At 57.0% G+C, this 15,470-nt stretch carries 12 protein-coding genes and 2 pseudogenes; 7 read left to right on the top strand and 7 right to left on the bottom strand.

What is annotated here, in order from left to right:
* Window positions 1–3: 3 nt before the first annotated feature.
* From QA648_RS30430 to QA648_RS30410, 5 genes and pseudogenes are all read right to left on the bottom strand, one after another.
* Window positions 4–1,005: an ABC transporter permease gene (locus QA648_RS30430; RefSeq protein ID WP_283052659.1), complete on the bottom strand. Its 1,002-nt coding sequence runs from the start codon at window positions 1,003–1,005 to the stop codon at window positions 4–6.
* 2 nt (window positions 1,006–1,007) lie between these two features.
* A complete protein-coding gene (locus QA648_RS30425; protein WP_283052658.1) occupies window positions 1,008–2,030 on the bottom strand; it encodes an ABC transporter permease in 1,023 nt (340 codons plus the stop codon).
* Window positions 2,020–3,570, bottom strand: a complete 1,551-nt coding sequence (locus tag QA648_RS30420) for a sugar ABC transporter ATP-binding protein (RefSeq protein ID WP_283052657.1) — start codon at window positions 3,568–3,570, stop codon at window positions 2,020–2,022. The genes QA648_RS30425 and QA648_RS30420 overlap by 11 nt, the downstream gene beginning before the upstream one ends.
* A gap of 69 nt (window positions 3,571–3,639) precedes the next feature.
* A complete protein-coding gene (locus QA648_RS30415) occupies window positions 3,640–4,650 on the bottom strand; it encodes a sugar ABC transporter substrate-binding protein (protein WP_283052656.1) in 1,011 nt (336 codons plus the stop codon).
* Window positions 4,651–4,821: 171 nt separating this feature from the next.
* Window positions 4,822–4,958: pseudogene (locus QA648_RS30410) on the bottom strand (IS3 family transposase); the annotation flags it as partial.
* A gap of 655 nt (window positions 4,959–5,613) precedes the next feature.
* Between QA648_RS30410 and QA648_RS30405 the strand changes: the two are divergent.
* On the top strand, window positions 5,614–6,405 hold the full coding sequence (locus tag QA648_RS30405) for a hypothetical protein (protein ID WP_104827679.1): 792 nt from the start codon (window positions 5,614–5,616) through the stop codon (window positions 6,403–6,405).
* A gap of 337 nt (window positions 6,406–6,742) precedes the next feature.
* Here QA648_RS30405 and QA648_RS30400 read toward each other — a convergent pair whose 3' ends face one another.
* Window positions 6,743–8,227 carry a DUF1254 domain-containing protein gene (locus tag QA648_RS30400; protein WP_283052654.1) on the bottom strand — a complete coding sequence of 495 codons (1,485 nt, stop codon included), beginning with the start codon at window positions 8,225–8,227 and terminating at the stop codon, window positions 6,743–6,745.
* 356 nt (window positions 8,228–8,583) lie between these two features.
* Here QA648_RS30400 and QA648_RS30395 point away from each other — a divergent pair.
* The 3 genes and pseudogenes from QA648_RS30395 to QA648_RS30385 all read left to right on the top strand — a co-directional run.
* Window positions 8,584–8,773: pseudogene (locus QA648_RS30395) on the top strand (ISL3 family transposase); the annotation flags it as partial.
* Between the two features lie 78 nt (window positions 8,774–8,851).
* Window positions 8,852–9,628 carry a fumarylacetoacetate hydrolase family protein gene (locus QA648_RS30390; protein ID WP_283052652.1) on the top strand — a complete coding sequence of 259 codons (777 nt, stop codon included), beginning with the start codon at window positions 8,852–8,854 and terminating at the stop codon, window positions 9,626–9,628.
* Between the two features lie 264 nt (window positions 9,629–9,892).
* Window positions 9,893–10,429 carry a carboxymuconolactone decarboxylase family protein gene (locus QA648_RS30385; RefSeq protein WP_283052651.1) on the top strand — a complete coding sequence of 179 codons (537 nt, stop codon included), beginning with the start codon at window positions 9,893–9,895 and terminating at the stop codon, window positions 10,427–10,429.
* Between the two features lie 164 nt (window positions 10,430–10,593).
* Here the strand turns inward: QA648_RS30385 and QA648_RS30380 are convergent, their stop codons facing one another.
* The gene (locus QA648_RS30380) at window positions 10,594–11,604 is read right to left on the bottom strand and encodes a LacI family DNA-binding transcriptional regulator (protein ID WP_104827674.1); all 1,011 of its coding nucleotides are present in this window, start codon (window positions 11,602–11,604) and stop codon (window positions 10,594–10,596) included.
* Between the two features lie 380 nt (window positions 11,605–11,984).
* On the opposite strand from QA648_RS30380, the gene QA648_RS30375 reads away from it, so the two are divergent.
* Genes QA648_RS30375 through QA648_RS30365 form a run of 3 tightly spaced genes read left to right on the top strand, consistent with a single transcriptional unit; the run spans window position 11,985 to window position 15,272 of the window.
* Window positions 11,985–12,830: a branched-chain amino acid ABC transporter permease gene (locus tag QA648_RS30375; protein WP_199773634.1), complete on the top strand. Its 846-nt coding sequence runs from the start codon at window positions 11,985–11,987 to the stop codon at window positions 12,828–12,830.
* Window positions 12,831–12,832: 2 nt separating this feature from the next.
* Window positions 12,833–14,575 carry a branched-chain amino acid ABC transporter ATP-binding protein/permease gene (locus QA648_RS30370; protein WP_283052649.1) on the top strand — a complete coding sequence of 581 codons (1,743 nt, stop codon included), beginning with the start codon at window positions 12,833–12,835 and terminating at the stop codon, window positions 14,573–14,575.
* The gene (locus QA648_RS30365) at window positions 14,565–15,272 is read left to right on the top strand and encodes an ABC transporter ATP-binding protein (protein ID WP_283052648.1); all 708 of its coding nucleotides are present in this window, start codon (window positions 14,565–14,567) and stop codon (window positions 15,270–15,272) included. Before QA648_RS30370 ends, QA648_RS30365 begins: the two co-directional genes overlap by 11 nt.
* Window positions 15,273–15,470 lie beyond the last annotated feature (198 nt).

Raw genomic sequence — 15,470 nt, 5'->3', positions numbered from 1 at the left:
TTCTCAGCCGGTAGTGCTGGATTTTTGGCTCGTGAAGCTTAGGGCCAAGACGGCGAAGATCACTGTGCCTGTTCCCACCTGCTGCCAGTAGAAGTTAAGATCAGTCAGCAGCAGCCCGTTGGCGATGATGCTAAGCAGCAATACGCCGAGAACAGTTCCAGCTACGTTCGGCCGCCCCAGCGGGCTGAGCGTCGTGCCGATGAAGGTGGCACCGATCGCATTCAGGAGAAACGCATTGCCCGAGGAAGGGATGTAGACAGTGACCGTCGCCGTCAAGATCAATCCGGCAACGGCGGCTATCAGTCCGACCAGAATGAAGGTCACTGCGACATGGGTACGCGAGGCGACGCCGGAATATCGGACCACACTCGGCTGAACGCCGATCGACAGGACCACGCGGCCGAAGCGCGTACGGGCAAAAACGATCGCCGCTGTGGCAATGATTACGATGGAAACCGCCAGCGGCACTGGGAAGCCGCCAATGGTGCCATGGCCAAGGTAGCGGAACGATTCCGGCACACCCGTTGGCGGCAGATAGACCGGATTGCCGCCATTGGTCAGAAGCTGCTGGATGCTGCGGCCAATGAACAGCGTGCCGAGCGTCGCGAGGAAAGGCGATACGCCGATGCCCGAGATCAGAAGCGCGTTGAAGGCGCCGACCAGCGCGCCCGCACCCAATCCGGCGGCCGCAGCGAATACTACCGATTGGCCCGCAAGCACGAGGGACACGAAGGCGAAGCTCGCGAAATCGGCCGCCGTTCCGACCGAGAGATCAATCCCGCCCAATGAGACGGCAAAGGTCATGGCGATGGAAACGATGGCGAGAAGCGTGAAGTTATTGACCAACACACTCTGCAGGTTCGCAAGCGTCAGGAAAGTGGGCGTTGCGATGGAGAATGCTGTGAAGACGGCGACCAGCGCCAGGATCAGCCCGTAGCGTACCAGGCTGCCGGCGATAGCGCGGGGCAAGCTGGCGGCAGCGGGAGTGGAGGTCTGGAACGACATGGTCAGCTCTCCTGTTTGCGCAGTAGCGTGGTGGCGGAGACGACGATGAGAATGAGGACGCCCTGGACGCCGCTCACCAGCGTGCTCGAAATATTCAGAAGCTGGAAGCCGTTGACCAGAAATCCGACCAGCAGAGCGGAGAGCAACGTGCCCGTGACAGTCGGCACCAGCCGGCGCGAAAAGACCGAGCCAAGCAGAGCCGTTACGACCACCGGCAGCAGCATCTCGCCGGAGCCGGTCGTGCTGCCGCTGAGATAGGAAACGGAGAGGATGCCCGCTATGCCGCCGGAAATGCCGCTTGCGATGAACGCTCCCGCCAGCAATCTGCGAAGCGGCAGGCCCGCGGCGCGCGCCGCGTCCGGAAATTCACCGACGGCATAAAGACGCAAGCCAAGCGGCGTGTACTGCACGACGGCAGCCGTAATCACCGTAAAACCGAGCAGGTAATAGGCGAGAACGGGGATGCCGAGGGGATCCGACGCGGCAAGCATCGCGAGGAACGGTGTCGAGGCAGGAAGAACGGTATTCTGCGTCAGCACCAATTCGAGGCCGGCGACCACGTTCATCACGGCGAGTGTGGCGAGCAAGGGCACAATGCCGGCGACGACGACCGCAAGCGCGTTGATTGTGCCAATCAGCGCGCCAGTGAGAAGCGACGCCGCCACCGCCACCGCATCACCGTAGCCAAGTTGGGTCAGGCTGGCATAGACGGCGGCGCTCAAACCCATATTGGCCGCAAGGGAAAGGTCTATCCCGCCTTTGACGACATTGGAGCCGCCTGCAATCAGCACGATGGTCAGCCCGATAGCAAGCACGCCTGAGATCGTCGATTGCCCAAGCACGTTGCCGATATTGCCGATGCTGAGGAAATAAGGGGCCGTCAGCGAGAAGACCACCAGGATGGCCGCAAAGGCGATCAGGGATCCGTATCGCAATGCCGCGGCAGCCACGCTGCCGGCCTGACGTCGATGCGGTCCCGCAGGTTCGAAACTCATGGGCGGCGCAAGCTCTACATCAGCCGACATGGCGCAATCCCTCCGAGGATCCGGTGGATTCGGCCAGGACTTCATCCGCCGTGGTGTCAGATGATTTAAATTCTCGCACTATGCGGCCGCGGAAGAGAACCAGTATTCGATCGGTGATGCCGACGAGCTCAGGCAAATCGGAAGAAAGCACGATAATGCCGGCGCCTCGGGCGGCGAGTTCGCCGATTATGCTGTAGATTTCGACCTTCGAGCCGATATCGACGCCCACAGTTGGTTCATCGAGAAGATAGACCTCCGATTGCCGGCTCAGCCACTTGGCGATCGCGACCTTTTGCTGATTGCCGCCCGACAGCGTCCGCAACAAGGCATCCCGACTACTAGTCTTGACCTCAAGCCGTTTGATCAAGCTATCGGCTTCATCCTGTTCGCTTTTTCGATCGAGGAAACCGAAGCGGGTGAAACGCTCCAGGCTGGAAAGGCTGATGTTTTCCTTCACGCTGAGGTCGAGCGCTATCCCATGGCGGCGTCGATCTTCCGGCACAAGCGCAAAATTGTGGTCTGCGGCATGGGTCGGATTGGAGAAACGCGCCGCCCTGCCATTGACCTCGATGCTGCCGGACGCCGGGTTCTCCAGGCCGAAGAGCGTTCGGACGAGTTCTTTTGCGCCGGAACCCAGCAGGCCGGTGATACCGAGCACTTCGCCGCGCCGAAGTGTAAAGGTGATATCGCTGTATTTGCCCGGCGCGCTGAGCTGCTCGACCCTGACGATTTCATCGCCGAACGCGACCTGCCTTTTGGGAAACATCTCCTTGATGTCCCGTTCCACCATCAGCCGGGCAATCGCTGCGGCGGACGTGCTTTTGATCGGCAGGGAAGCCACATCGAGCCCGTTGCGCAGCACGGTGACATGATCGCAGAGATCCTCGATCTCGTTCAGGTAATGGGAAATGTAGAGGATGGTGACGCCTTCATCCCGAAGACGGCGGATTAACCGGAACAGGATGTCCGCCTCACGGCGAACAAGCGCCGCTGTCGGCTCATCGAAAACAAGCACTTTCGGCCGGTTCAGAAGCGCGCGAGTGATTTGCACGATCTGCTTTTCGGCAGTCGAAAGCTCACTGATCAAGGCGCCATTCGGAAGCCGAATCCCGAAATAATCGTCGAGGATTTCGGATGCACGGCGCTGCATCAGCCTGCGATCGAGGAACGGGGTTCCAGCAATCCGTGGCTCGCGACCAAGGAACAGGGTCTCCCCGACCGTGAATGTCGGCACCAGCAGGCGGTCCTGATGGATGAAGTGGATGCCGAGTTCTTCGGCAAGATGGGGTGTCAACCTGTCGACATATTCGCCCTCGATCTCGATCGTGCCCCCGTCGGGATGATGGAGACCGGCGAGCAATTTGATCAGCGTCGACTTGCCCGCGCCATTCTGGCCGACGAGACCGTGGATCGTTCCGCGCTTGACGATCAGTGACGCCCCCGCGAGTGCCTGCGCCCCGCCGAAGTGCTTGAAGATCCCCTCGAAGCGGATGATGTCATCTCGCGCCTTGACCGGCTGCGTGACCGAAATGGCCGTCATATCAATTTCTCCCGACACCGCGCCAATGGTGAGCGATCCGGGAATTGCCCGGATCGCGATTGCGTGGCGTCAGCCGATGCCGAGTTTCTTGACGACGTCTGAAACATTGTCCTTGTTGGCCAGTAAGGCCGGGACATAGGTCTCGCGCGGCAAGCTTTCTCCAGCCAGCAGTCTTGCGACGTTGCGGATCGCCGTGCGGCCGATTTCCGCCGGCTGCTGCGCTACGTCGGCGCCGGCCGGAGAGCTTTTGTCGGCGATAAGCTGCAGAACTTCCGGGCTGCCGTCGACGCCGTATGTGCGGATCTCGGTTCTGCCGGCAGCCGTCAATGCCTGGGTCGCCCCTAGCTGCGGAATGTCCCAGGCCGACCAGATTGCCTTTATCGATCCTTTTTCCGGATACTTGTTCAGGATTGCGGTGATCTGCGCAAAGGCGTCCTGAACGGTGTTGGGAATGACGTCGCGCAATTCCGGCTGAAGGATCTTTACCTTCGGGAAATATTTGACCACGTTCACCAATTGGTCATAGCGGATCGCGCAAGGCGTCACGCCATAAAAGCCATTGAAGACGACAACATTGCCTTCGCCGCCGATGTCCGAGACAAGCTGCAGGGCAAGATCCTTGCCGATGCCCCAATTGTCGGACGTGGTGTTGTTAAGCGAATTGGTAGAGCCGACATCGACTGTCAGCACGGGAATGCCGGCATCGCGCGCCTTTTTCAGCCAGGGATCGATGACGCTCAATGTGCCGAGAATCTGGACGATTGCATCCGGTTTCTGGGCGATCAGCGTCTGTAGCTGCGAGACGAGCTTGCCGTCGTTACGCCCGGCATCCACCGCGATCGGCTCGCCGCCGAGGCGCTTTACCTCGGCAATCTGTGCATTATAGGCCTGAAGATCGAAGAAGTGATCGGTGCCCGTTGCGCTGATGGCGATGCGCTTTCCCTTGAGAGAAAGTTCGCCCTCCGCAGAGGCCGGCTTTTGCCCCACAAGGGCAGCGCCGGCAATGGCGGCCCCCATCGCAGCAGACAGTTTCAACAAGTCCCGTCTTCCGAGGCCGCTTTCAGATTTTTCGATGCCCATAGGTAACCCCTAAAATAATAATGTCTATAGATTATGTGCATTAAAAGGGATGGGGAGATACGAATTTCCAAAATAAGCGGATACCGAGGAAAAGAACCTGCATCAGCACGGCGAACATGCTGCTTGAGACGCGTGAGATCAGAAATCCGAATCTCTTCGGCACCCGAACTTCACGCGGTCGAGTGGGCTCGGAGCCGCCTCGCCTGAGAACATAGTGCGGATCGGTTTTCGCTGACGATGCCTTGAAGGTCCATCGATCTTGTGAGCCGAGCAACCGAGCAGCGAGCCACATCAAAGCCTTGACGCTTGAAGCCAACCAACGAACCAATCAACGCCAATTACGCGCTGAAGGAAAAGACGTCCTCCTACGATCTGGCAGCCTTGGCAGACGTAGTCGCGATCCTGGGATCAAACGTCATGGTCGGACGCCCAGTTTCGGGGAGCACGAGGGAAATTCGCAGCAGATTGTCCCTTTCGCGGGCAATTTATCTCCGCAAAATGGGCGGTTTTCCCAAACCGAATCCAGCACCTTCGACGGTCCCTGGAACACGGCCATCACCCAAACTAGGGGCTCATCCCAATCGGCAATGAGATATTGACCAAGGCTCGTTTTCAGTTCATACCATTGAATGGTAAGGGGATTCTAATATAATGTTCGGCGACTAACTGCGACGGGGGTTCGTGTGGCAGTTATCTCAGTTCAGTGCCTGATTTGCGTTCCTCTGGTTCTATCCGTGGTGTTATTGGCAGTGGCAGAGGATAAGTTTGCGGATCACGCAAAGAAGGTGTCCAATCCGATAGCATTGCTGATCAGCATGCCTTCCAAAATGACAATTTTGGGGGGACATCGTCTATGGCTGGATCGCCTTTTGGCGTCGCGATGTGGGTCGAACGAATGCATGAGGGGTGGAAGCACGATTTGAATCGCCGGCAAAGAGCCGGCTGATCTGGGGGGACAAGACTATGAAATACCATGTCGGCTATGTTGCCGTTCTTTTGGGCGCAATGACAGCTTGCGGCCCGCTGGAGGCGGCGGATCTGACGCCACTTCTGAACCCGCAGGCACCATCGATCGAGACCCAGAGTGGATGGACTTTTACGTTTGCCCCTTATTTTTGGGGGGCGAGCATGTCCGGAGACGTGGCGCAGTTCGGCCTTCCTGAGGTTCACGTCGACGCAAGCTTCGGCGATCTCTTCGAGAACCTTGATTTTGCCATGATGGCCATTGGCGAAGCGCGCTACGACCGCTTCAGCATCTTCGGCGACATCATGTACACCAAGCTCTCCAATGACGCCCACACGCCGAGGGGCATCATCGTGAACAATGTCGAGGTTACCTCCAAGACTTTTGCGGGGCTGCTCGGCGTAGGCTACTCGGTCCTTGACGGCCCTGACGGTCATCTCGACGTCGTAGGAGGCGCCAGGCTCTGGTCCGTTGACACCAACATATCTTTCAACGGTGGGTTTCTCGACGGGATCTCCCAAGACGACAGCGCCACCTGGGTGGACGCCCTGGCCGGCGTCAAGGGCAGCTATTTCTTTACACCGAAAGTCTACCTGACGGGCTGGGGCCTTGTCGGCGGCGGCGGCGCAGATATCGATTGGGATGTCATGGCAGGGCTCGGCTACAAGTTCAACGACACCATCTCCGCCGTCGCCGGTTATCGCGCTCTCGGCGTCAATTATCGCAATGACGGCTTTATATTCGACGTGGTTCAGCAAGGACCTATTTTGGGGCTTGCGATCCGATTCTGAAATATCAATCCTCGCGGTCCGCTCCAGTCCCAGATCCATGCTTGCAGTTGATCGTCTGGTCTCGAGACGAGCATACAGTTGCGATATCGACACAAGCTTCGAATGACGGAGTTGCGCAGAACTCCGTCAGCCTTCAAGGTTCGTAACGGTGGAACCTTGCCGTTCCCCTTAAGGCTCCAAAACGGCTTCGGTGTGTTAGAAATGAACGCCGGTAACAAAAAATCCAAGCCGGTACTCACACGCCAGGAACGCTGCATATCCGCCAAGGAGGTACGAATGCGGCCCCCTTGGCGTTACAGCATGCGCACTGCGATACGTTTCACTTTCTCACTACCGGTTATTGCGCAGCAAGTGGAGATGCTGCGATTGCTTCACTGACCGGCGGCGGGTTCCACTTGCCCGTCAGCGCGTCGGGCTTGGGTGCGTAGAGCCGCATTGTCAGGTTGTACGCCCCTTTGGGTGCTGGCAACCAGTTCCATTCCTTGTCCTTGCCCGGGCTCTCGTTCTGGAAATAGAGATCGAGCGAACCGTCGGCGTTATACTTGAACGGCATCCAGCTACTGACTGCGAAGCGGTTAAGGGGATTGGCGACCTGAAATCCGTTGTCGTCATACAATGTCACAGACCAGAAGGCTTGGACTGGCGGAATTTGATCCTTGTCAAAGTGGATCGTATAGTTGTTTCTGCCGTCAAGCGGGTGGCCATTTTCGTCGGCAAGATTGAGCGGATAGATGGCGTCTTCGGGCAGGTTGGCGCCGAGGCCTTGTTGCGCAACGATAGCGCGCTTCAGGTAGTAATTGCCATAAACACCCATCGTGTCGGTATTCATCGACCAGCCATTGGCGATGCGTGCCAGCGTCTTCACCTTCCAGGTCATCAGCGCCTGAGCGTCCTGTGGCACCGTCTCGAGCGCCTTTTGGACGACCGCGTCTGCTTTGGAAAGATCGAAGCTCTTACCCGGCTCAATGCCGATCTTCTTCATTCGGGCAATTATGGGCTGATCGGTGACATGCGGCGGATGGAGCTTCAGGAGCTCGGCAGCGTAGGCGAAATAAGCTCCTGCCGAGGCGGTATCGACCTGGGTCTTGGGTGGTGTCTTCATATCCACCGACGGGTCGATTTTCACCTCCACCGGTTTTGCATCCTTTCCCCACTGCGAAAGCAATGTGACAGTGTAACCATCTTGGATCTTATGAACGGCGTCATAGTCTGGCGGTCCGTCGGTCTTTGTCCGTCCGATGACCCAGACATAGGGTGTCGGCGCATCGATCCGCTGGGTTCCTGCCGGCAGCTTGAACTCATTGAACCCTTCACGGAGATCGGGCCGCCAGCCGGGACGGGCAATCAGGAAATGGCCGACCGCAGTTCCGGTGGTCCGCCAGCCCGGTGCCGCAAACACGTCCGTCCACATGTCGAGCATGGGCAGCAAGTAGAAGCGTCCGCCGGTGTCGGGGACCGAAACCACGACCGGTTCTTTCGTCAGATCAAGCCAGGCGCTCGAATATAGAGTGTCAAAATTCGGCCGGACCACCACCTTCATGTCCGCGGGAGGGAACTCGAGGATGTTGTTGAACTGATTGGACGGGCCGCCGATCGCACCTTTTTTGGCATCGGCGTTGGTCAGTTGCTTCCGGGTGATGTCCATTGATAGCAGTGGATAGAAATACACGTACGCGTCCACGCCTATCGCATGGGCTTCCTCTTCGGTGATGGTGTTCGCATCTGCCGCGCCGATCGAAAAGGCCGTAAGGCCAATAGCGAGAAAAGCGACCGGTCTCAGTTTGCAGAACAGGTTTCTGTCGTCATTCGCCAATGCACGCATTGCGTCCTCCTGTTGTTAAGATCAGGTGAAATGCGAACGGACCTGTTGATGTATCCCCTGTGCACATAGCTCCCCAGCTACGTGACGAGTCGAATTATAAAGAGAAAACTAAACTTAGGATAGTTACTCTAATACCGGAGGCAGATAACTCATATGGGTGCAACCGACGACGGAAATCGCTGAAGGCAACCCCGGACGAAGGTCGTCAGCAGGGGCGCCAGCACCGGAATTTGCATCCAGCAAAAGACATCCAACGAAGGGTGTTAAGAAGTGCTTGATCCAACACGGGCGAAATCTCGGGCACGTCCAGGGATATCGCTGCTCGTGGGCGTCATCCTAAAAGACGACTTGAATCGGTGCGTCGGTTCGCTCGCGTTCTTCGCCGCCATTCGCAATGCAATCGACCTCCCGTGGAGCAATGGCCAAGCACAAACTCATATCAACCGTTTGAAAACGATCAAACGTGCAATGCACGGTAGAGCTGGCCCAGAGCTTCTCAGGGCACGGATGATGCCGATCAAAAATGCCGAACACCACACAAATTGAGAAAGATCACTAACGGCTAGAGATAGCGTTGACGACGACCGATGGTTTGCGCTAACGTTAGCAAAAGTGGAGATCGAAATGAGAATTTTGCGATACGAGGCGGCCGATGGGATTCACTATGGTGTCGACAGCGGCGGCGGCAGTATCGTGCGGATCGCTGGAGAGCCATTCAGCGAGATAAAAGGAACTGGAAAGGTGGACGATCTGTCCATGGTTCGCTTGCTATGCCCAGTCAACCGTCCCCGCATTTTTGGAGTGGCATACAATTATCGAGAGCATACCAACGAGTCAGGGAAAGAGCAGCCTTCACTTCCGGTTTTGTTCATGAAGCCTAGCACCGCAGCGAGCGGCAACGGAGATGGGATCGAATTCCCGCGAGACGGTGAAATCGTACATTACGAGGCTGAGCTAGTCGCGATCATTGGCAAGGGTGGTCGGCACATCAGCAAGGGCGAGGCACTAAGCCACGTCCTTGGATATACATGCGGCAACGATATCAGCGATCGCATCATACAGCGTCAGGAAAGCAAGTTCGGCTGCCTTTTGGCCGGGAAAGGATACGACACCTTTGCGCCAATGGGGCCGGCGATCGTAACCGACCTTGATCCGACAAATCTCGATGTCATTCTTCGTCAAAATGGTGCGGTGAAGCAGTCCGGAAACACCAGGGATCTAGTTTACTCAGTGGCTGACATCGTTGCTTATTTGAGCCGGTTCATGACGCTTTTGCCAGGCGATGCTATCATGACGGGCACTCCTGCCGGGGTAGGCCCCATCAGTCCGGGTGATGATCTCGAAGTAGAGATCCCCGGCATCGGCATTTTGAAGAATCCAGTTGTACTTGCCGCGCATTGAGCCATGCTTGAGAGCTTCCAAGGTGTGCATGGCAACCCGCGCACATTTCACGCGCGGCCAGCTCGCTTCAGCCGCGGTGAGGACTTCCAGAAAGCAAATTAGAACGAGACCTTTCGGGATTTGTTTAGGAAAAGAAGCGATTGATCCCGGGTGACTCGATGTTAGTAATGCAAACGTTAGCGTATAGTGGGTCAATTTTCGCGGTGGCCTTCGTTGTGGCACTTGACCAATAGTGATCTTCGATGACAACCCAAGGGTGGAGTAATGGCACGAGTTAGATATGTTCCGAATTCAGAACTGGCAGACACGCACGCGGCGCTCAATGAGCGCCTGCGGAAGGAAAGGAAGGTGCCGACAGGGAACATTTTCCTTGCACTCGCAAACGCACCAGCAATTTTGAATGACTTCCTGACCTACGCCAATGCTGTTCGTGCTTCTGACCTCAGTCCGAAGCTGAGAGAGATGGCGATCCTTACGGTAGGTTACTGCACCAACTCGGAATATGAGATCGTTCATCACCATTCGCACGGTCTGAAGGCAGGGCTCACCGAAGAGCAGTACCAAGCTATCCCTGAATTCGAGACCTCGGACTTATTCACGGAAGAGGAAAGGGCGGTGATGGCTTTCGCGAAGGACTCGACCCTGCATGTCGACGTTTCCGAGGAGGTTTGGAACGGTATCGCGAAATTCCTTTCCGAGAAGCAATTGGTCGAATTGGCAATTAATGTCGCGTGGTACAATTCCGGCGTACGGTTGATGGGCGCGTTGAAAGTAGATCTTGAGGACTCCTACAAGAAGTAGGGACCTGAGATCACCATCGAGGCCTTTACTTTGCTCTGGTCCTTAAAGCGGCCTCTCCTCAAGATCGCAGTGGCGGATGAGGGGCCGTCCGGAGAAAGAGGTGTGGTCGTATGGCGGACGGCCCCTTTTTCCCCATGGCCTTGAAACGTGGGGAAATGACGCCGTCATTGCTTCGATGGGGTCGCCGTACTGCCACGAACAATCAATTGAGGCGGAGAGATGAAGCTGTACGGCTTGCTAAGGTCAGACTTATTCTGAAGGTGATGCAAAAACCAAAGTCCGCAAGCCGTTGCCAACTCCGAAACAGGTAGCTGTACGGTGGTCAATCCTGGACCCCACCACCGGTACCCGAGCTCATCTCCGAATCCGATGACGGAAATGTCTTGGGGGATGCTTAAAGCTTGGTCCTGGAGTTCATCAATAACTCCTGAGGTGTTTTGTACCGCACCGATCACGAGCGCCGTGGGTCGATCCTTTAAGGAAAGTAGGCGACGCACGGCCTCCCGTCCGAATTCGGGCGAGGAGGGCGCGCCAAGCTCCTCACGAACGGTGATCGCTTGACCGGAGCTTTTTACGGCCTCCCGGAAACCCTGCACGCGAGCCGCGCCAGTGGGCAGTTCTTCCGTGCCGCCGATGTAAGCGATCCGTTTGTGACCTTCATTGATGATATGTTCAGTACTCTCGTAAAGTGCCCGTCGGTCATCAATCCCAAACCATTGGTCACCGAGCAGTGGTGCCTTTCGCAGCAATTGGATGTGAGGCGTCATCTTCAGGATTCGCGCAGAATCGGGATGAGGTTTTGCGCTCGGGACCAGAATGATCCCCGCAACGTTGGCGCTAGTAAGTTCCTTGATGTGACGAAGCTCATGCATTCTGTCGTCATCGGTTTCACACAAAGTCAGTTGGTAATTCGCCGAAAGAAGGCACCGCGAGAGAGCGTGTGCAATAGTCGAATAAAAGCTGTTCCTGATATCTGGAACGATCAGCCCAACGAGATTACTCTGAACCCCGCGCATCATCCGTGCAGCACGATTGGCAACGTACCCCGCTTGAGCTGCAGCTTCATTCACCTTTCGCTTCATCTCGGCGCTGATACGTCGATCGTCGGCAAGAGCGCGACCGACGGTTGAGGGTGAAACTTGCAGTATGGCGGCGATGTCTTTAATTGTTACCATTGTGTTTGGCTCGAATGATCACTTTCGCCAACGATAGCATTGGCGTCGCAGTTGTCAAACTCCGAGATCGCAGACGTTTCCGCTCAATTGAACTAATCTAATTTTCGCCCCGGATACTTAAACTCGGTATCGAGTTGCGATTCTAAACTAGTAGATTTCTCATAGATTTGATCTCACTTTATGGGATTTTTTTCGTCCCGCTTCGATGCGCCCGCAGCGAAGAGGCAGCGAATTAGCCTCTTGAACGCCGTTGACACGGAGGCTTCGCTGTGGGATGAATATCCATGCTAACGTTAGCGCAATCGGGAGGAGGCATAACGTATGGATGTTCTGGTGTTCCCGGAGTCGACCATCGTGTCCACAGAAGGACGTGGATCCCGATGACTCTTGCTCTTTTCTTGCAATCCGCTGTCGGTGGCGTCTTGCTGGGTGGGATCTATGGCCTGCTGGCGATGGGCCTCAGCCTGAGCTGGGGGCTGTTGAAGCTTGTGAACCTCAGCCATTTCGCGCTGGCGTTCCTTGGCGCTTACCTGACCTACCAGCTCGGGACCGTCTATGGCATCCCGGCATATTTGAGCGCTCTTCTGATCGCGCCGCTTTTCTTCGCGCTCGGAGTTGCGTTGCACAGCTTGTTCGTGCGTTTCAAGGTGAAGGAATTCGCCTCTCTCTTGGTGACGTTCGGCGTCACGATCCTGATCGAGTCGCTGATCCAATGGATCTGGTCGGCTGACTTCCTTCGCTATGAAACACCCTATGCCCAGAGCACCATCCGGCTCGGACCGATCTTCGTGCCCGTATTGGATCTTTCAGCGTTTGTCTGTGCAGGGGTGCTTGCCACAATGGCCTGGTACGCGTTGAACAAGACCATGCTCGGCAAGGCCCTGCGTGCCGCTGCCCATGACGCCCCCGTAGCGTCGGCTTTTGGAATCAATTCCACCCGCGTGTCATACATTCTAGCCGGCTTTTGCTCAGCTACGGCCGGCATCGCGGGTGTCTTCATTGCCCTGATTGGAACTTTGGCTCCATCTCAAATCGAGGCCTGGATTGGGGTCGTATTTGCCGTCGCCATCATTGGAGGATTGGGCAGCCCCATCGGCGCGCTGGGTGCCGGTATGCTGATTGGCGTGGCCGAGAGCCTTACCATGTCCGTCGTCAATCCCGCTTGGGCGCCGCTCGTCGCATTCAGCGTGCTCATCGTCATCCTCTTGCGCAAACCGGTGATTTGACCATGAAAAAGCTTCTAATCACAGCGCTGGGCGCGGCGATTTTGGCCTCGCTGCCTTACTTGGGAATGGCGGATTACTACCTGTCCTACCTGTACATTATCTTCTTCTGGGTCGTGCTGGCAACGAGCTGGGGCATCCTGAGCGGTTACACGGGCTACTGGAGTTTTGGCCACGCCGCATTTTTCGGGATTGGCGTCTACACAACGGCCACGCTGGCGACGCAGTTGTCATGGTCCTTCGTCGCGACGATACCTGCTGCGGCACTGCTTGCGGCCGCAATTGCCGTGCTGATTGGCTTGGTTGTCTTTCGCTCCGGAGCTTTGCGCGGCGAGTTCTTCGCGCTGCTGACGCTGTCGGTAACGTTTGTCATCGCGGCCATTGTGTCGAACACCGCGCTGGACTCGGGCACGGGCGTATTCCTCTCAGGGATCGAAATCCCGATGATCGGCGTGACGGCGTCTGGCTCCCTCTACATGTTCGGGCTTATCGCGGCTCTTGCTGCGCTGGCGACGTCCTACTTCATCTTTCACAGCAAATTCGGTCAGGGCTTGCTTGCAATCCACGACGATGAAGACGTCGCAGAGGTGAAAGGCGTTCCGACGTTTCGCTATAAGCTGATGTCGTTTGCCGTCTCGTCGGCACTTGCCGGCGGAATGGGTGCGATCCACGCCGTATATGTAGGCTACGTCACGGTTGGCGAGACGTTTGCGGTGACCGTTCCTCTCTATGTCGTGCTCATGAGCATTCTCGGCGGCGCTCGCCATTGGGCTGGACCTGCGATCGGCGCGGTCATCATCACCGTGCTGCAGAGCGCTATCGTCAGCGGCGCCCATGCGGAATTCGGCCGTGCGGGCGTGGCTCTTGCGCTGATAGCTGTAATCCTGGTGCTGCCGTCTGGCATCGTCCCCAGCCTTATTCGCAGGTTCGCCGCCAATCGCAGCGAAACTGGAGCATCGGAGGCAGCCGCTCAGGCTGCTATTGAGCTCCCGCCTTCAACCGCGTCAGATTCCGGTTCGGTGCTTCTGAAGTGCGAAGATGTCACGAAATCCTTTGGCGGTATCCGTGCCTTGACCGGCGTCACCCTGGACGTCCAGCGGGGTGAAATCCTGGCCCTGGTTGGGCCAAATGGTTCCGGCAAGTCCACACTGATCAACATGATCAGCGGCCACTACACCATGACCTCCGGTAAGATCACACTGGAAGGCGAGGAGATTTCCGGTCGATCACCGCATCTGATCGCGCAACAGGGCGTGGCGCGAACTTACCAGATCCCGCGCCTGTTCGATAATCTGACCGTCCTCGAAAACATTCGGCTCTGCGCGAAATTTGGCAGCGCGGATCGCATGGGCGTGGCTGCGGTCGACGCAGTCACCAGGGAAGCGCTCGCCTTCACTGGCCTGGCTGACAAGGCCAACGTGCTTCCCGAGGCCTTGAACCTGCATGATAGAAAGTTTGTCGAATTCGCCAGAGCGCTGGCCGCAAAACCACGCCTGCTCCTGCTTGATGAGGTGCTTTGTGGCTTGAACCCAGCCGAGGTCGACCACGCCGTCGAAATGATCAAGCGCATCAAGGCTGGCGGTACGACGATCATCTTCGTTGAACACCTCATGCGTGCGGTTGTCGCGCTGGCGGACCGTGTCGCGGTGCTGGATCAAGGCAAAGTTCTGGCGCTTGGGCATCCAAGCGAAACGATGAGAGATCCAGCAGTGGTCAGCGCATATCTGGGAGGCAGTTATGCTGCTTGAGGTCGATAAGATCGAGGTTGGCTACGGAGATGCGATCGCTCTGTGGGACCTGTCTATCAGTGTAAGGCCAGGCGAGATCGTTTCCGTCGTCGGCCCGAACGGAGCAGGGAAGAGCACGCTGGTAAATGCCATCGCCGGAATTCTTCGGCCGCACAAGGGAAAGATCGTTATCGAGGGTAACGACGTTTCCAAAGTGCCCAGCCATCGGGTCTGCGACTACGGCATAGCAGTCGTCCCGGAAGGGCGCCGTCTCTTCACCGCGATGACGGTCCTCGACAACCTGTTGCTCGGTGCGTACCGCTCGATCGCTCGGGCTGTTCGCGATGCTACGCTCGCTGAGGTGTTTCAGCTTTTCCCTGTTCTGAAAGAGCGCCAGGATTCATTGGCGGGCTCCTTGTCGGGTGGGCAGCAGCAAATGGTTGCGATCGGCCGTGGCCTGATGGCCAAGCCGCGCGTGCTGCTCATGGACGAGCCGTCGCTCGGGCTGTCGCCTTTGATCGTCGGGGAAATGTTCAAAATCATCCAGATGATCAATGAGCGAGGCGTAGCCGTGCTGCTTGTCGAGCAGAACGTGAACAAGGCGCTTGAAATTGCCCATCAGGCCTACGTGATCGAGCAAGGTCGCGTGACGGCATCCGGAGCGCCTGAGGTTCTCATCAATGATTCAAGCATCAGGGAGGCGTATCTTGGTATCTGAAAATTCGAGCGGGGGAGTTCCCGTGCATGTTCGACGCGTCGTGACGGAGCATTGCAGTCAGGGTGTTGCCAGGTTCGCCCAAGACGACGCCGTTCCGCGTACGGACATATTCAGAACGATCCCTGGATTGGTGTCGCGGATGATCTGGTCGACATCGACTTCCACGGCCGTCCCATTTAACGGACACGATCCAACTCC

This window comes from Rhizobium sp. CB3171 (assembly GCF_029714265.1).
In the GTDB taxonomy this organism is placed as follows: Bacteria; Pseudomonadota; Alphaproteobacteria; order Rhizobiales; family Rhizobiaceae; genus Rhizobium.
The sequence above is the reverse complement of the archived record's forward strand: the minus strand, read 5'-3'. Positions and strand labels throughout refer to the sequence as shown.